The organism is Streptomyces pactum (assembly GCF_016031615.1).
GTDB lineage: Bacteria > Actinomycetota > Actinomycetes > Streptomycetales > Streptomycetaceae > Streptomyces > Streptomyces pactus.
This window is the reverse complement of record NZ_JACYXC010000001.1, coordinates 4798303-4815206: the sequence shown is the minus strand read 5'-3', so window position 1 is coordinate 4815206 and position 16904 is coordinate 4798303. Positions and strand designations below refer to the sequence as shown.

The 16904-nt window shown below is 77.4% G+C and carries 10 protein-coding genes; 2 read left to right on the top strand and 8 right to left on the bottom strand.

The window, feature by feature from the left end; translation table 11 throughout:
- Positions 1-284 precede the first annotated feature (284 nt).
- The 4 genes from IHE55_RS18880 to IHE55_RS18865 form a co-directional block, all read right to left on the bottom strand.
- Positions 285-2624, bottom strand: a complete 2340-nt coding sequence (locus tag IHE55_RS18880; protein WP_197990090.1) for a xanthine dehydrogenase family protein molybdopterin-binding subunit — start codon at positions 2622-2624, stop codon at positions 285-287.
- A complete protein-coding gene (locus IHE55_RS31490) occupies positions 2621-7564 on the bottom strand; it encodes a 2Fe-2S iron-sulfur cluster-binding protein (protein ID WP_307826736.1) in 4944 nt (1647 codons plus the stop codon). The genes IHE55_RS18880 and IHE55_RS31490 overlap by 4 nt, the downstream gene beginning before the upstream one ends.
- Positions 7561-8472 carry an FAD binding domain-containing protein gene (locus IHE55_RS18870; protein WP_197990089.1) on the bottom strand — a complete coding sequence of 304 codons (912 nt, stop codon included), beginning with the start codon at positions 8470-8472 and terminating at the stop codon, positions 7561-7563. The genes IHE55_RS31490 and IHE55_RS18870 overlap by 4 nt, the downstream gene beginning before the upstream one ends.
- A gap of 278 nt (positions 8473-8750) precedes the next feature.
- Positions 8751-10412, bottom strand: a complete 1662-nt coding sequence (locus tag IHE55_RS18865) for a beta-N-acetylhexosaminidase (RefSeq protein ID WP_197990088.1) — start codon at positions 10410-10412, stop codon at positions 8751-8753.
- A gap of 619 nt (positions 10413-11031) precedes the next feature.
- Here IHE55_RS18865 and IHE55_RS18860 point away from each other — a divergent pair.
- The gene (locus IHE55_RS18860; RefSeq protein ID WP_197990087.1) at positions 11032-11946 is read left to right on the top strand and encodes an aminoglycoside phosphotransferase family protein; all 915 of its coding nucleotides are present in this window, start codon (positions 11032-11034) and stop codon (positions 11944-11946) included.
- 191 nt (positions 11947-12137) lie between these two features.
- Here IHE55_RS18860 and IHE55_RS18855 read toward each other — a convergent pair whose 3' ends face one another.
- The 3 genes from IHE55_RS18855 to IHE55_RS18845 form a co-directional block, all read right to left on the bottom strand.
- Complete coding sequence (locus IHE55_RS18855; RefSeq protein WP_232265622.1) at positions 12138-12605, bottom strand: IolE/MocC family protein; 468 nt, start codon at positions 12603-12605, stop codon at positions 12138-12140.
- A gap of 535 nt (positions 12606-13140) precedes the next feature.
- On the bottom strand, positions 13141-13431 hold the full coding sequence (locus tag IHE55_RS18850) for a DUF3039 domain-containing protein (protein ID WP_197990086.1): 291 nt from the start codon (positions 13429-13431) through the stop codon (positions 13141-13143).
- A gap of 150 nt (positions 13432-13581) precedes the next feature.
- On the bottom strand, positions 13582-14268 hold the full coding sequence (locus tag IHE55_RS18845; RefSeq protein WP_197990085.1) for a YqgE/AlgH family protein: 687 nt from the start codon (positions 14266-14268) through the stop codon (positions 13582-13584).
- Positions 14269-14503: 235 nt separating this feature from the next.
- Here IHE55_RS18845 and murA point away from each other — a divergent pair, with 235 nt between their 5' ends.
- The gene (murA, locus tag IHE55_RS18840) at positions 14504-15838 is read left to right on the top strand and encodes a UDP-N-acetylglucosamine 1-carboxyvinyltransferase (RefSeq protein ID WP_197990084.1); all 1335 of its coding nucleotides are present in this window, start codon (positions 14504-14506) and stop codon (positions 15836-15838) included.
- Positions 15839-16583: 745 nt separating this feature from the next.
- Here murA and IHE55_RS18835 read toward each other — a convergent pair.
- Positions 16584-16865, bottom strand: coding sequence for an HU family DNA-binding protein (locus IHE55_RS18835; protein ID WP_197990083.1), 282 nt, complete (start codon positions 16863-16865; stop codon positions 16584-16586).
- Between the last annotated feature and the right edge of the window lie 39 nt (positions 16866-16904).

The window sequence follows — 16904 nt, the reverse complement described above, 5'->3', positions numbered from 1 at the left end:
GCACACGAGCCCCGGCCGTACCGCCAACCCCCGCGGCAGCGCGCCGGGCCCGCACCCGTTCACGGGCCCTCGAAGCACACGAGCCCCGGCCGTACCGTCACCACCGGGCGGCACCCCGGCCCCGGGCGCGGGCGCGGGAGCACCCGGTCACCCGGCCCCGGCAGGAACCCCCGATCGCGCCGGTCCGGACGACCCCGGGCCCGGCCTTCCGGGCACAGGCGCCCCGAAGCGCTGGGCCCGGCCGGACCGGCAACCCCCGGGCAGCGCCCCGGCGTCGGCGCGCCTCAGCCGCGCAGTTCCGCGCCGACCGCCGACTGGGGGCGGATGGGGAGGCGGTTGACCGGGCGGCCGGTGGCGGCGCGGACGGCGGCGGCGACCGCGGCCGGGGACGTCACCACCGGTACCGCGCTCACCGCCTTGGCACCGAACGGGGCCACCACGTCCCGCTCCTCGACGAGTTTGACCACCCGGACCGGCGGCACGTCCAGGGCGGTCGGCAGGGCGTAGCTGGTCAGGTCGGGGCGGCGCACCACGCCGCGTGAGGTGCGCAGGTTCTCGGTGAGCGCGGCGCCGATGCCCTGGGTGACCCCGGCCTCGATGCGGGCCTTGACCTGGCCGGGGTTGAGGGCCCGGCCGACGTCCTGGGCCACCGTCATGTCCACCACCCGGACCAGGCCGAGTTCCACGTCCACGTCCACCACGGCGCGTACCGCGCAGAACGCCATGCCCACGAAGGCGTCGCCCTGCCCGGACTCGTCCAGCGGCTCGGTGGGGTGCGGGCGGCACTGCGCGGTCGCCCACAGCTCCTTGCCCGCCAGCGCCTCGTGGACCGAGGTGGAGAGCACCCCGTCATAGCTGGTGATCTTGCCGTCGGCGATGCTCAGCAGCTCGGTGGACATGCCGAACTTGTGCGCCAGCGGCTGGAGCAGCTGGGTGCGGACCATCTTGGCGGCCCGCTCCACCGCGCCGCCGGAGACCCAGGTGTGCCGTCCCCGGGCGCCGGGCCCGGCCGGCGGCTGGTCGGTGTCCACCGGCGCGACGTGCACCTCCTCGATGCCGAGGATCTCCTGCACGATCTGCCGGGCCAGGGTGGTGAAGCCCTGCCCGGTCTCCACCGCGGCGCAGATGACGGTGGCCACCGAACCGCTCACCTTGACCGTGGCGGTGGCCACCTCGTCCGCGCCCTCCGCGCCGAGCATGTGCACCATGCCCAGGGCGTAGCCCACGCCGCGCCGCACCGCCTCCGGGTCGCCGGCGCCCTCCGGGCCGCCGGGCAGCAGCCAGTCGGCGGCGTCCTCGCCGTCCTGGGGCAGCGGGGGCAGCGGCTCGTCGCGCACCGCCTGGAGGAGTTCGGCGACCGGCGCCGGGCAGGTGACGGTCTGCCCGGTGGGCAGCAGGTCCCCGGTGGCCATCACGTTGCGCATCCGGAGCTCGGCCGGGTCCATGCCCAGCTTGGCGGCGAGCTTGTCCATCTGCCCCTCGTACGCGGCGCACACCTGCATCGCGCCCTCGCCGCGCACATGGCCGGAGGGCGGGTTGTTGGTGCGCACCGCCCAGCCCTCGATGAAGGCGTGCGGGACCACGTAGGGGCCGCAGGCGAAGGAGACCGCGGCGGCCAGCGCGTCCCCGGAGGAGTCGGCGTAGGCGCCGCCGTCCAGCAGGATCTGCGCCTCCACCTTCACCAGCCGGCCCTCGGTGTCGGCGTGGTGCCGGTAGCGGAGCAGCGTGGGGTGGCGGTGGGCGTGGCCGAGGAACGACTCCTCACGGGTGGCGGCGAGTTTCACCGGCCGCCCGGTCTTCAGGGCCAGCAGCCCCAGCGGCAGCTGGGTGCCGTGGTCCTCGCGCTCGCCCATCGCGCCGGGGACGCCGGTGACCACCACCTTGACGCGCTCCGGCTCCAGGCCCAGGCAGGCGGCGGCCATGTCCCGGTCGCCGTGCGGGTCGGTGGAGGCGGTGTAGATCTCCACCCCGCCGTCCGGGCGGGGCACGGCCAGGCCGGCCTCGGCGCCGATGGGTGCCGGGTCCTGGCGGCCGATGCGGTACACGCCCTCGACGATGACGTCGCCGGTGACCTCCGGGTCGCCGAAGCGCAGCGGGATGTGCCGGATCAGGTTGCCGTCCGGGTGCAGCGGCTCGGCGGAGAACGCCTGTTCCGGGTCGGTGACCGGTTCCAGCACCTCGTACTCCACCGCGATGGCGGCGGCGGCCAGCCGGGCGGTGTCGGGGTGGTCGGCGGCGACCGCGGCGATCGGCTCGCCGTGGTGGCGGACCACGTCACCGGCGAACACCGGACGGTCGGCCACCCGCCGTCCGTGCGAGGGGTCGCCGGGCACGTCGGCGTGGGTCACCACGGCCCGTACGCCGGGCATCGCGGCGGCCGGGGCGGTGTCCACCGACAGGATCCGGGCGTGCGGGTGCGGGGAGCGCAGCACCGCGGCCCACAGCAGCCCCTCGGCCCACAGGTCGGCGGCGTACGGGAAGGTCCCGGACGCCTTCGCCGCCGCGTCGGGGCTCGGCATGGTGGTGCCCAGGCCGTGCGGGCCGGGCGGTGCCGCAGGCGGTGTGACCGAGGCGGTGGCGGTGGTGGCCGTGGCGGCTCCGGCGCCTTCTGCGAGTCCCGTCATGCGTTCGCCCCTCCACTGCCGTTGCCGCCCCCGTGGCCGTCGTGCGGGCCGCTCTGGTGCGGGATGCGGACCTGACCCGGCGCGCCGTTCTCCGCCGCGGCGGCCGCCTCCCGGCCCGTGATGACCTCGCGGACCGCTTCCAGTACGCCCCGGTAGCCCGAACAGCGGCACAGGTTGCCGCAGATGGCCTGCCGGGTCTGCAGCTCGTTCGGTGCGTGGTTGCCTTCCAGCAGGTCGTGCACGGTCATCGCCAGACCGGGCACGCAGAACCCGCACTGCACGGCGCCGGACTCGGTGAGCGCGCGCTGCACGTCCGACAGCCGCCCGTCGGTGGCGAGCCCTTCGACGGTACGGATCTCCGACCCCGCGGTGGTCGCGGCGGGCACCAGACAGGAGTTCACCAGCCGCCCGTCCACCTGCACCGAGCAGGCTCCGCACTCGCCCTGCGAGCAGCCGTCCTTGGCGCCGGCGAGGCCGAGGCGTTCGCGCAGCACGTACAGGAGCGACTCGCCGATCCAGGCGTCGGTGACCGGTCGGTCGGTGCCGTTGACCCGCAGCACGTACGAGGCGCTGGGGTGCTCGGTGTGCGGCGGCTCCGGCTCGCCGGGGGGCTCCGTCGCGGCCTCGGACCCTCCGTCGGCGGGCTCCGCGGCGGCCTCGGGCGCGGACGTCCCGTCGGCGGGATCCGCCGCACCGCCGTCCGCGCCGTCGTCGCCGTCCGCGTCGCCGGGGGCCGCGCCGGGCTCGTCCCCGGCGCCCGGGGCCGCGCCGTCGGCGGGGTCCGGGGCGGGACCGTCGGTGGCCCCGTCCGGGCCGGACCCGCCGGCCGTGGCGGTCGTGGCGTTCGGGGCCGTCGTGCCGGAGTGGTCGCCAAGTACGGCGTCGCCGGGTGCGGCGGCCGGGTCGTCGGGCGCTCCGGACGGGTCGCCGGGGGCGCCGGTGACCGGCCCGGTGCCGGGCGCGCCGGCCTCCCCGGCCGCGTCCGAACCGGTGCCGGCGGTGCCGTCCGGGGAGGTGCCCGGGCCGGCGTCGGGTGCCGCGTCCGGCGCGGGGTGCGCCTCCCCGGACGGGTGCCCCTCGGCGGAGGCGTCGGGGTGGCCCGCACCGGCCGGGCCGGCCGGCGGTCCGGCGGCCGGTTCCGGCACGTCACCGGGCACGCCGTCGAGCCCGTCCGCCGCGCCGGCGGACGGGTGGCCGCCGGCCGGGGTGGCGTCCGGTGCCTCCGGGCCGGGGGCGTCCCCGGCCGGAGCCGTGGTCGTGGCGGTGCCGTCGCCGGGCCCGCCGGTGGCGTCCGGGGCACCGGTCACCCCGGGGCCGGCCGGACCCGCGGCCACGCCGGCGGGTGCCGCGCCCGGCCGGTCGCCGGGCGCCGGCTCGTACCCGTCGGCCGGTCCGGCCGGGTCGTGGGCCCCGCCGGGCCGGTAACCCTCGTCCGGACCGTGGCCCTCGGCCGGGTCGTACGGCTCCACCGGCTCGTATCCCCCGGCGGGTTCGTACCCCTCGGCGGCCTCCTCCCGGTCCGGGTCGTGGCCGGCGGGGCCGCCCACGGCGGGCGGCTCACCGGCGCCCGTCCCGTCGTACCCCGGATAACCGGCGTCCTCCGGACGGCCGGCGGCGTGCCCGGCGGCCGCGCCGTCGGGAACCGGGACGTCAGCGGTCGCCGGGGCGTCACCGGCCGCCGGGACGTACCCGGTGGGGTGGTGTCCGGCCACCGGGGCCTGCCCGGTGGGGTGCTGGGCCGGCGGAACGTGCCCGGCGGGCGCGCCGCCGGGTGCCTCGGCGTACCCCTCGGGGCCGGCTGCCGCCGCGTCCGGACCGGGACCACCGGTACCGGGCGCCTGCGGGGCGCCGCCCTGGGCCGGTGCCCCCGGAGCGCCGCCGTGCGGGGCCGCGCCGGGAACGCCCGGCCGTACCCGCTCGCCGGGGCCGCCGGACACCACGGTGTCCGGCCGCCGGCCGGCCGGGGCGCCGGTTCGCCAGGTTGCGTCCGCGGGGTCGGCGTACCGCCCCCGGCCGGGCGCCTCCGGGCCCTGCCCCACCGGTCGGCGGCCGGTCCCCTGCGGGCCGGCGGCCGGGTGCCGCGGACCGTGCGCACCGGGGTACCCCTCGGTGCCCTGCGCCACGGCGGCTCCGCCGGGCCCCACGGGCCGGCGGCCCCCGGCGCCGGGACGGCCGCCCGCGGGCTGTCCGGCGCCCGCCGGCTGGTGCGGGCCGTCCGGCCGGGCCGGAGCGCCGGCCAGCGGACGCCGCCCCGCCGCGCCGGGGTGGTGCCGGTGCTCGTCGCCGGGCACGGCCGGACCCGCCGGCCCGCCCTGCGGACCGCCGTGGGCCGCTTCGCCCGGGACCGGGCCGCCGTCCGGGCCCTCCGGGTGGCCGGGGTGGCCGCCCGGCCGTCCCGCGTTCCCGGGGTGGCCCGGGTGGCCGGGGGCCGCCGGCAGGTCGTGGTGCGCGACGCCGGTGGGTGGCACGCCGGGCGCGTCCCCGTGCGGCACCCCGCCGTGCGGGTCGCCGTACGCGGCGTCGGCGGGCGCGCCCGGGTGCGGGGCGTCGCCGCCCGCGTCCGGGTACGCGTCGGCCTCCGGGCCCGCGGGCGCGTCCCCGTACGGGACGGCCTCCGGGTCTGCGGCGTCCCCGTACGGGAGGGCCTCCGGGCCGGCGGGGGTGTCCGTCGCGGCCGGATCGCCGGGGTGCGGGACCGGCGCCCCGGGGGCACCGGGGTACCCGCCGTCCACCGCGCCGGGATGACCGCCCTCCGCACCGGGGTACCCGGCGTCCGCGTCGGCCGCCTGTCCCGCCGGGTGCGGACCGCCGTCCGGGGCCGCGTGACCGGTGGCCACGCCCTCCGGGACGGCGCCGGCCGGGTCACCGGGGTACGCCCGGTAGCGGTCGTACCCGGCGGGGTACGGCTCGTGCGCCGGATAACCCTCGTAACCACCGGCCACGGGCCCGGGCACCGGGTCGCCGGGCTGTCCGTAGGGGTCGGGAGCGGTCCGCGGGAGCCCCTGGCCCTCCCCTTCCGGGTACCCGGAAGGGTCTCCGGGGTGCGGCGGACCGTCCACGGGGGCACCCGGGCCCGGGTGGGCGAGCGGGTCGACGCCGGGGTGCCCGGCGGGCACGCCGGACACCGCGTCCTGTCCGTACCCGTCCGCGCCGGGCACGCCGGGTCCCTGGTAGGCGTCCGGGCCCGGGGCGGGCTGTCCGGGGGTGCCGGGGCGGGTGCCGTCGTGGTCACCCGGGTGGCCGGGGTCCCCGTGCCCCTCCGGGCCGGACTGCTGGGCCCCGCCCGGCCGGCGGCCCTGCTGACGGCGGCGGCCGTTACGTTCCGGCTGCCGGGCGCCCTCCCGGGCCCCGGAACCGCCCTGGGCGTTCTCGGCCGACGGACGTCCTCCGCCGCCGGTGTCCGCGTCGGTGGCCGGCTCCTCCGGGGTGGGCGGGCCCGCGAAGTACCGCTGTCCCTGGTCCGCGGTGTTCGCGGCCGGCCGGCCCGCACCCCCCTGCACGGGGGTGCCGTGCGCGGGGGTGCCCTGCCCCGGCGTGCCGCCCGGCACCGGCGTGCCCCCCGCGGGCGTGCCGTGGGCCGGGCCGTCGTACACCGGCGTCCCCTGCACCGGCGTGTCGTACACCGGGGTGCCCTGCACCGGGGTGTCGTACACCGGCGTCCCGTGCACCGGGGTGTCGTACACCGGCGTGCCATGCGCCGGCGTGCCCCCGTACACCGGCGTGCCGTCCACCGGGGTGTCGTACGCCGGGGTCCCGTGGGCGGGGGTCCCGTGGGGCGGGGTGCCGCCGGGGACCGGGCCGCCGCCGTGGGCGGTGACGTCGGGTGCGCCGCCCGGGTGTTCCCCGGCGAGCGGGCCGCCGGCGTGGCCGGTGTCCATGCCGGGCGCGCCGCCCGGGACACCGCCGTCCGCCGCCGGGGCGCCGGGACGCCACCGGCCCTGCGGCGGGGCGGCCGGGCCGGGGTGGTCGCCGACCGAGTACTCGCCGGTCTCGTCCACGCCCTCCTCGGCCACCGGGATGGACCACTGGCCGGTCTGCCCGGCCGCGCCGCCCGGCGCCGAGCCGAACGGCATCGTCCACTGCGCGGTGGCGTGCGGGTCGACCTCCGCACCGCCGTCGGCGTCCGGGGCCGTGTCGGGCGCGCCGGGTCCGGCCGTACGGTTCCGGCCGCGGCCGCGGGCGGTGAGCCGGTCACCGAGGGCCGGTTCGCCGTGCCCGCCGCCAGGTGTGTGCGCTCCCGCGCCGCCGGGGACCTCCGGGGCGGCCGGCCACGGGGCGGCACCGTCCGGTCCGGTGACCGGCGCGCCGCCGGTCACGAACTCGCCGTTGCCCTCGTCCGCGCCCGGTTCGGCGCCGGGGACGGCCCACTGGCCGGTGCGCACCGAGTGCTCCGCGGGCGACGGCCAGCCCGCGCCCGCGTCCTGGCCGGGCTGCCCGGCCGCCGGGTGGGCGCCCGGCTCCCCGGTCCCGGCGGCCGGCCAGCCGCCGGAGGTGTCGCCGGGCGCGGGCCAGTGCCCGGTGGCGTGCGGGTCCCCCGCCGGGGCGTACGGGCCGGCCGGGTGGCCGGGGTGGTGGTGCGGGTCCTGATGGGCGTGGTGCGGCGGGGACCCGTGCAGCGGGCTCTCGCCGAACGGCTGCCACCGGCCGCCCTGGGAGGGCGCGGACGGCCCCGGGTGGCCGGCGGCGGGCGCGCCGGGAACCGGCGGCGGGGTGTAGCCGGTACCGGGCGCGGCCAGCGGGTCCCAGTGCGCGGACGCGGCGGAGGGCTCGGTGAGTTCGGGGGGCAGCTGCACGAAGGCGGTGCCCTCCGCGTCGTACTCGGGGCCGTGCGGCATCGGCTGCCAGCCGCCCCCGTGCTCGGGCGCCGGCGCGCCGGTCCCCCGCTCCGCCGGCGGCACCCCGGCGTTCCCGGGCTGCTGCGGCTGCTGTTCGTCACTCACGCGAGTGCCCTCCCCAGTGCTCGGCGGGCCAGGACCGCCACGGTACGCCTCAGATGGAGCGCGGCCGGCGGCAGGGGGACCGGTTCCCCGCCCTCGCCGGGCTGCGGCATCTGGTCGGGGATGCAGGCGGCGGCGACGTAGTCACCGAACGCCCGGCGCACCTCGGGGTCGAGCCCCCGGTCGCCGTCCCAGTCGATGAGCGAGGCGACCCACGCCTCGGCGTCCAGGGGGCGCAGCGGCATCGGCGCGACCGCGCCGACCGCGCACCGCACCTGGCGGCGGGCCGGGTCCAGCACCACGGCGACGGACGCGGTGGCCCGGCCGGGGCCGGTGCGCACCGTCGCCTTCAGAAACGCCTGGGGGGCGTGGAGCAGCGGTACCCGTACGAAGCCGACGAGTTCACCGGGGCGCAGCATCTCGACGCCGGCCAGGAAGTGGCCGACCGGGATCTCCCGGGAGGCGGTGCCGCCGGACCCGCCGGGCCCGATGACCACCAGCACCGCGTCCAGGGCGGCCAGCACCGGCAGCGAGTCGCCGGTGGGGGCGGCGCTGACGATGTTGCCGCCGAGGGTGCCCGCGTTGCGGATCTGCGGCGGTCCGGCGGCCCGGGCGGCGGCGGCCAGCGCCGGGATCAGCGCGGCGAAGTCGGGGCGGCCCATGCGGGCGTGGGTGAGTCCGGCGCCGAGCAGCGCGTGGCGGTCCTGGTACTGCCAGCCGCGGATCTCGCTGATCCGGCCGAGGCCGACCAGGCCCGCGGGTCGCAGCAGACCGGCGTTGACCGCGGCCATCAGATCGGTGCCGCCCGCCACGGGCACCGCGGCGGGCATGGCGGTGAGGGCCGCCACGGCCTCGTCCAGCGAGCCCGGCAACGTCACCGTGTGCGCCGCCTGCGGTGCGTGCGTGGTCAACCGCTGCCCCTTCCCCGATGTCCCGGCTGTTCCGCCGTACGGTACGTCGTGACGGCCTGGACGTGGCAACTCTGGCACATCCGGGGAGGGGGGCGTTGCGAGGGTCCGTGAAGCAGCGATTGGTCCCTGACCAGGTAGATGGTCGGTGTTGTGCGGATGTCTCCGTCGAGTACCGATTGCCACGTTTCAGGGATCCTTGGGTGACGTGCTGCGTGCGGCGCCGGGCGGCACCACGCTCCCAGCCGGGGCCGGGGGCGTGGCGCCGCTTCCGGCCCGCCTCACACGATCGGGGGCGGTCCGTCGATCGGGCGTCCGAGCTGGCCGGTGGTCATGTGCTCCGGGACCGGGCGCCGCTGCCAGGGCAGGGGGCCGTCCGCGGGCCGGTAGGCGACGCCCAGCGCGTCGAGCCGGCCGTAGTGCGCCGTCATGCGCCCCTGGAAACCGGCCAGGTCGCGTTCGGCGGGGGCGGACAGCCCCCGGGACCAGACGACCTCGCAGAAGGCGGCCAGCCGGGGGAAGACCTGGTAGTCCACCCGCTGGGCGCTCTCCATCACCTCGGTCCAGACGTTGGCCTGGGCGCCCAGCACCCGCTCGGCGTGCCCGCCGGTCAGCTGCGGCGGCACCGGTTCGAAGCGGTAGACGTCCTCCAGCGTGCGGACGAAGCCGATCGGCATCGGCTCCTGGTCGCCGGGTGCCTGGCGGTGGTCGAGGTACACCTGCTGCTCGGGGCACATCACCACGTCGTGGCCGGCGAGCGCGGCCGAGACGCCCCCGGCGTAGCCGCGCCAGGAGGACACCGCGGCGCCGTCCGCCAGGCCGCCCTCCAGGATCTCGTCCCAGCCGATGAGCCGGCGGCCGCGGTCCGCCAGCCAGCGGTCGAAGTGGCGGATGAACCAGCTCTGCAGCTCGTCCTCGCCGGCCAGGCCCAGCTCCTTGATCCGCGCCTGGGCGGTGGCCGAGGCGCGCCACTGGTCCTTGGGGCACTCGTCGCCGCCGATGTGCACGAACTGCCCGGGGAACAGCTCCAGGACCTCCTCCAGCACGTGCTCGTAGAAGCGGAGCACGGCGTCGGTGGGGGCGAGGACGTGCGGGCTGACGCCCCAGTCGTCCCAGACGGTGAGCGCGGAGGTGTCCACCACGTCGGTGTTGCCGAGCTCGGGGTAGGCGGCGATGGCGGCCTGGGAGTGCCCGGGGATGTCGATCTCCGGGACCACGGTGATGTGCCGGTCGGCCGCGTACGCGACGATCTCCCGCAGGTCGTCCTGGGTGTAGTAGCCGCCGTGCGGGCGCTCGTCCCACAGCGGCGAGGCGCGGTGCCCGTACCGGGTGCGGGACCGCCAGGCGCCGACCTCGGTCAGCTTCGGGTACCGCCGGATGTCGATGCGCCAGCCCTGGTCGTCGGTGAGGTGGAGGTGGAGCACGTTGAGCTTGTGCGCCGCGAGCAGGTCGAGGTAGCGCAGCACCCCCTCCTTGGGCATGAAGTGGCGGGCGACGTCGAGCATCATCCCCCGCCAGCCGAACCGCGGGGCGTCCTCGATCTCCACCGCCGGCAGCGTCCACGGCCCGCGCCGCAGCGGGGCCCGGCGGAAGGCGTCCGAACCGAGCAGCTGGCGGAGCGTCTGGGCGCCCCAGAACACCCCGGCCGGCCCGCCGCCCAGGAGCAGCGCGCCGTCCTGGCGGACGGTCAGGCGGTAGCCCTCGGCGGGCAGCGCGGGGTCGAGCCGGAGTTCGACGGAACCGGCCGCGGCCCGGTCGTCCGGGCCCGGCTCACCGGGCCCGAGCGGCAGGCCGGTGGCCGCGCCGAGCACCGCGCGCAGCCAGGGCCCGGCGCTGCCGGTGCCGGGTCCGGCGGTCAGCCGGGTGGTCTCGTCGAGGACGAACCCCTCGCCGGGGTGCGGGACCGCGCGCGTCGGCGCGGGAATCAGGTCCAGACCATTCATGAGGACCATGCTGCCGTGCGTACCGGCCGCGGGTAACCCCCGCACGCCCCCGAAGACCGCACGTCCCCGAAGACCGCACGCCCGGCGCACCCCGGCGCACCCGGGGTCGCGCCTCCGGGCCGGGTGCGCCGGTGGTGGCGGGGTGGCCGACGGGGCGGGGGTCCCGGGGGGCTGCGGGAGCCGGTCGCCGGGGGGCCCCTCCTGGCTTGGGGGTTTCCGGGTGGCGCGTTACCCGGGCCTCAGGGCCGCTTTTTCCTGGCTCTGGGGGTCTCCGGGGTCGGCCTCGGGGGTCGGCCTCGGGGGTTGGCCTCGGGGGGTCGGTTTCCTGGCTCCGGGGTGGTGTTCCTGGCTCCGGGGGTCTCCGGGTGGCGCGGTGCCCGGGCCGCGGGGGCGGGGACGCGGTCGCCCCCCGCCCATGTCCTGCGCGACACCCATATCCTGATCCTGCGCGACGCCCACATCCTGCGCGACGCCCGTGTCTTCGGCAGCCACGCCTGCGGCCGCCCCCGTCCCCGGCCACCCCGGCGGCGGCCACGTGCCCGGTCACCCCCGGCGGCAGCCGCGCCGCCGCCGCAAAAACGGTTGACGCCCGTCGTCCCCGGCGGTCGGATGTCCCCTCATGAGTACTGGTCAGATCGCCTCCGCGCCACCGGTCGGCGAGGAGCTGGTCCGTCGGCTGATCGCCGGGCAGTTCCCCCGCTGGGCCGGGGCGGCGGTGGCGCGCGTCCCGTCCGGCGGCACCGTGAACGCCATGTTCCGGCTGGGTGACGACATGGTCGTACGGCTGCCGCTGACGGCCGGTGGGGCCGAGGACGTGGCGCTGGAACAGGAGTGGCTGCCCCGCCTCGCGCCGCTGCTGCCCGCTCCGGTCCCCGAGGTGCTGGGCGCCGGGCGCCCCGCCGAGGGGTACCCGTGGCCGTGGTCGGTGTACCGGTGGCTGCCGGGGCGGAACCCCGAGGCGGGGGCACTGTCCGAGCCGGGGGCGCTCGCCGAGGAGTTGGCCCGCTTCGTGGCGGCGATGCGCCGGGTGGCCCTGCCCGGGGCACCGGCCGCCTACCGCGGCGGGCCGCTCGCCTCGCTCGATGCCGCCACCCGGGCGGCGATCGAGGCGCTGCGCGGGATTCCGGAGGAGGGCGTGGACTGCGACGCGGTGGCCACCGTGTGGCAGGACGCGCTCCGGCTCCCCGCCTGGGACGGCCCGCCGGTGTGGCTGCACGCCGATCTGATGCCGGGAAACCTGCTGGTGGACGCCGCCGGCCGGCTGACCTCGGTGATCGACTTCGGATGCATGGGGAGGGGCGACCCGGCCTGCGACCTCTTCCCCGCCTGGAATCTGCTGCCCGCCGACGGTCGCGAGGTCTTCCGCAAGACCCTCGGGGTGGACGACGCCACCTGGGCGCGCGGCCGGGCGCGGACCCTCTCGCAGGCGCTGATCTCCCTGCCGTACCACCGGGACCGCAACCCGGCGATGGCGGCCAACGCCCGGTTTGTGATCCGGTCGGTGCTGGCGGACCCGGAGGGCGGTCCGGCATAGGGGTGGCCCCCTCCGGGCGCCCCGCGCCCCTCGCCCCCGGCGCCATGGGGTCCGATCGCCCCGCCGGGCCTGGCCCGCTCACCCCGCCGCGCCGGCGGGCCCAGAACCGGCCCGGCACCCCGCTCTCCCGTTCCACCCGCACCGCACCGCCGCCGTCCGACCGTGCGTCGGGCCGCCGGGAGCGGCCGGTCTCAGCCGCCGGGGGCCGCCGGTCCGGGGACCCGGCGGCCGGCGGGCGGCCCACCGGACGGCTCGTCGGCCAACTCCTCGCCCCGGTAACACGGTTCGGGATAGGGGGCCGCCTCGACCTCCGCGCCGGCCGCGCGTAACCGGGCCACCACCCGGTCCCAGTCCGGCCAGGTGTCCCGGAAGCGCCGCAGGACGCGGTCGCTGCCGACGATCACCACCTCGCAGCCCGGCTCACCGGCCCACTCCAGCACCCGGTCCAGGGTCGGCTGGGCGGCCGAGAAGACACTGCTGCCGACCGGCCGGTACCCGCGCTCGGCCGCCAGCCGGGCGCATCGCTCCAACTGGGCCTCCCAGTCCTTCTCGAACTGGCAGTAGGTCGTGATCCGGTCATCGGACTCGTCCACCTCGCGCGCCCCGAAGACCAGGTAACTCGCCCGGGTGACCGGGCCCCCCACGGTGTCCTGGCTCATGCGCCGACCCTACTGCCGTCACGGCCCCCCGCACAGCACGCATGGTGGTCCGCCCTGTGCGGAGCGCGACCTTCACCTTCCGGCCGGTCGGCCGCCGCCTCCGCCCGCCCACGCCACACGCACCCGCCGGCCCACGCCACGCGCACCCGCCGAACGGGGTACCGCCCCGCCCGTATCCGCGCCCACACGCCGCCCGCTGCCGAACCACGCCGCCCGCACACGCACCGAGCACCCGGCCCCACCCCGGCGCCGCGCCCGCACCGGAGCACCCCGCCCGAGCACCACGCCGGCACCCGGTCGCGCATCCGCGCCCGCGCCGCGACACGACACGACACGACACACACACGACGACGCCGGGCTCCCCGACCACAGCGGATCGTGGAGCCCGGCGTCGCGGGAGCCGCCCGAACCGGCGGCGGTGTCCGGGACGGGCCGAGGAGCCCGGAAGTCGTCGTCACCGGACCGCCGGGGGCCCGGGTCTCACGCGGAGCGGAACGGCGGAACGGGTGGGCACGGGGCCGGGTGGCCGGGTGGGCTACTTCTTGCCGCCCTTACCGCCCTTGTCGTCGCCGCCGCCGATGCCCATCCCCTCGTAGATCTCCTTGCACATGGGACACACCGGGTACTTCTTCGGGTCGCGTCCCGGGACCCAGACCTTGCCGCAGAGGGCGACCACCGGCGATCCGGAGAGCGCGCTCTCCATGATCTTGTCCTTCTGGACGTAATGGGCGAAGCGCTCGTGGTCTCCGTCACCGTGCGACACCTGCGGTGTCGGCTCGACGAGGGTCCCCGTACCTGCCCCGCGCTCGGGCTCAAGAGTGCTCATACGGACCAAGGGTACTCAGGCACCACCGGTGCGGGGCGCCGTTCCCCCGGGCGCCGGACACGGCCGGCGTCACCGGTCCGCACGGCCCGCCGCACCCCGGCAGCCGGACCGTACGGCCGTGCGCGCCACCGGCCGCCGGACCGCACGGGTTCAGTTGAGCGACGGGTCGTCCGGGTAGGTGGCCACCATCGCCAGCTCGCTGCGCTGGCGCCGGAGCACCGAGCGCCACAGCCGTGCCGGGTCCGGCGAGGAGACGTCCCCCGGCTCCGACTCGACCACGTACCAGGCGCCCTCGGACAGCTCGTCCTCCAGCTGGCCCGGGCCCCACCCGGCATACCCGGCGAAGATCCGCAGGCTGCCGACGGCGGTGGCCAGCAGCTCCGGCGGCGCCTCCAGGTCCACCAGCCCGATCGCGCCGTGCACCCGCCGCCAGCCGACGGGGTCGCCGGCGCCGGCCCGGAAGCCCGGGCCGCGGGGTCCGCCCGCCGGGGAGGCCGGGCCGCCCCCGGGCCGGTCGGTCCGTTCCAGCCGTTCGGCCCGCTCGGCCCGCCGGGCGCGTTCGGCCCGCTCGGCCTCGCCCGGGACCACCGCCACCCCCAGGGCGGAGTCCAGCGACACCGGGCCGCCCTGGAAGACCACTCTCGGCTCCCCGGTCAGCGCGGCCCAGGATTCGAGGATGTCGCTCACTCCGACCGGGGTCGGCCGGTTGAGGACGACGCCGAGCGAGCCCTCCTCGTCATGGTCGAGGAGGAGCACCACGGCACGGTCGAAGTTCGGGTCGGCGAGCGCGGGTGTCGCGACAAGCAGCCGCCCGGTGAGGGAGGACACCTCGGTCATGGCCACATGATCCCGCATATCGGCCGCTTCGGGGAGTGGGGAACGGTCCGGCCGAGAGCAGGGCGGGGCGTACGACAGCAGCGGCGGCGCACATCACCCACCGCGCATGCGCGGGCACCAAGCGTGCTGTGACGAACCCATGACGTCCCGGTGCCCCCCTGAGCCATGCGGAGGGGGTCCCGGCGGCCATTACCCTTTTCTCTTGCCCCTGCCCATCCCAGGAACGCGAGACCAGATGACCGGCATCGATGATGTACTCCTCGTCCACGGCGGTACCCCGCTCCAGGGCGAGATCCGTGTCCGCGGCGCGAAGAACCTCGTGCCGAAGGCCATGGTCGCCGCGCTGCTCGGCAGTGAGCCGAGCCGGCTGCGCAATGTGCCCGACATCAGAGACGTGCGCGTGGTGCGGGGACTGCTGCAGCTGCACGGCGTGACGGTGCGTCCCGGTGACGAGCCCGGTGAGCTGGTGATGGACCCTACGCGCGTGGAACGGGCGAACGTCGCCGACATCGACGCGCACGCGGGGTCCTCGCGCATCCCGATCCTCTTCTGCGGCCCGCTGCTGCACCGGCTGGGCCACGCCTTCATCCCCGGCCTGGGCGGCTGTGACATCGGCGGCCGGCCGATCGACTTCCACTTCGACGTGCTGCGGCAGTTCGGCGCGACGATCGAGAAGCGGGCCGACGGCCAGTACCTGGAGGCGCCGCAGCGGCTGCGCGGCTGCAAGATCCGCCTGCCCTACCCGTCGGTCGGTTCCACCGAGCAGGTGCTGCTGACGGCGGTGCTCGCAGAGGGTGTGACGGAACTCTCCAACGCGGCCGTGGAGCCGGAGATCGAGGACCTGATCTGCGTCCTGCAGAAGATGGGCGCGATCATCTCCATGGACACCGACCGGACCATCCGGATCACCGGTGTGGAGAAGCTGGGCGGCTACACCCACCGGGCCCTGCCGGACCGGCTGGAGGCGGCCTCCTGGGCGAGCGCGGCGCTGGCCACCGAGGGCAGCATCTACGTCCGCGGCGCCAGCCAGCGCGAGATGATGACCTTCCTCAACACCTACCGCAAGGTGGGTGGCGCGTTCGAGATCGACGACGAGGGCATCCGCTTCTACCACCCGGGCGGTCCGCTCAACGCGATCGCCCTGGAGACCGATGTGCACCCCGGTTTCCAGACCGACTGGCAGCAGCCGCTGGTGGTCGCCCTCACCCAGGCGTCCGGGCTGTCGATCGTGCACGAGACGGTGTACGAGTCGCGGCTGGGCTTCACCGAGGCGCTCAACCAGATGGGCGCGCACATCCAGCTCTACCGGGAGTGCCTGGGCGGTTCGGCCTGCCGCTTCGGCCAGCGGAACTTCCTGCACTCGGCCGTGGTCTCCGGCCCGACCAAGCTGCAGGGCGCCGACCTGGTCATCCCGGACCTGCGCGGCGGCTTCTCGTACCTCATCGCGGCGCTCGCCGCACAGGGCACGTCGCGGGTGCACGGCATCGACCTGATCAACCGCGGCTACGAGAACTTCATGTCCAAGCTGGTGGACCTGGGCGCCGCGGTGGAGCTGCCGAACGGCGGCTGAGCCGCCACCGCGCCGGTGCCGCGGTGCCGCCCCGGTGCCGTCGGGGCCGTGGTGCCGTCGGGGCCGCAGGTCATGTCGAGGCCGCGGTGACGCCGGGGCCTCGGGTGACGCGCCGCGGCGAGACCGCTGTCGTCGGTGTGCCGCGGTGCCGCGGGTGTCGCCGTCGCCGGTGCCGCCGGGGGCCGCCGGCGCGACCGTCAGTACCCCGCTCCGGGCGGGCCGGATCCGATCCGGCCCGCCCGGTGGCGTTTTCCGGGCCCGCCGGCCTGCGTCTTCGGGCGGCCGGCGCCTTGGCCTGCACGGCCCATCGCAAGGCCCCGGACGCGAGGGTGCCCGGCCTCGCGGGCAGGTAAGGCGCATAGAGCGGCTTTGCAGCCGTACAGGGCCGGGATTCCCCAGGCCACCGCCGCGAGGGGCTCCACGGGCCCGCCACGGCCCGTACGGCGGATGTTCGTCGCCATATGCCAGGCGCACATGCCGACGTAACCTCGCCGCCACCCGCGCCGGGCCCCGCACCACCGCGCGTCACCCCGTGCCCGGCACGTCACCTTGCGTCCGGAGCGTCACCCCCGTCGGGCACGTCATCCCGCGTCCGGAGCGTCACCCCGCGCCCGCCACGCCATCCCGCGTCCGGGGCGTCCCGTGCCGCCCGGGTATGCCAAAGGGCGGCCACCCTGTCCGTGGTGGCCGCCCTCGCGCTTCGGGTCTCGCCCGCCCCTGGGGCCGTGCGCGCCCTGTGAGGGACTTACTTGCCCTTGGCGGCTTCCTTGAGCTTGGAGCCCGCGGAGACCTTCACGCTGTAACCGGCCGGGATCTCGATGGGGTCGCCGGTCTGCGGGTTGCGAGCGGTGCGGGCGGCACGGTGGGTGCGCTCGAAGGTGAGGAAGCCGGGGATGGTGACCTTCTCCTCGCCCTTGGCGACGACCTCACCCGTCACCTCGGCGAAGGCGGCCAGGACGGCGTCGGCGTCCTTGCGGGTCACCTCGGCGCGGTCGGCCAGCGCGGCCACCAACTCACTGCGGTTCATGTTGTACTCCCGTGTTCTTCTTGCCAATGAGGCGTGAGA

What these genes read in the sequence shown, in the direction of transcription:
- IHE55_RS18880 (WP_197990090.1), bottom strand. Translation starts at nt 2,624, where the DNA reads ATGACGGGACTCGCAGAAGGCGCCGGAGCCGCCACGGCCACCACCGCC.
- IHE55_RS18865 (WP_197990088.1), bottom strand. Translation starts at nt 10,412, where the DNA reads ATGAATGGTCTGGACCTGATTCCCGCGCCGACGCGCGCGGTCCCGCAC.
- IHE55_RS18860 (WP_197990087.1), top strand. Translation starts at nt 11,032, where the DNA reads ATGAGTACTGGTCAGATCGCCTCCGCGCCACCGGTCGGCGAGGAGCTG.
- IHE55_RS18855 (WP_232265622.1), bottom strand. Translation starts at nt 12,605, where the DNA reads ATGAGCCAGGACACCGTGGGGGGCCCGGTCACCCGGGCGAGTTACCTG.
- IHE55_RS18850 (WP_197990086.1), bottom strand. Translation starts at nt 13,431, where the DNA reads ATGAGCACTCTTGAGCCCGAGCGCGGGGCAGGTACGGGGACCCTCGTC.
- IHE55_RS18845 (WP_197990085.1), bottom strand. Translation starts at nt 14,268, where the DNA reads ATGACCGAGGTGTCCTCCCTCACCGGGCGGCTGCTTGTCGCGACACCC.
- murA (WP_197990084.1), top strand. Translation starts at nt 14,504, where the DNA reads ATGACCGGCATCGATGATGTACTCCTCGTCCACGGCGGTACCCCGCTC.
- IHE55_RS18835 (WP_197990083.1), bottom strand. Translation starts at nt 16,865, where the DNA reads ATGAACCGCAGTGAGTTGGTGGCCGCGCTGGCCGACCGCGCCGAGGTG.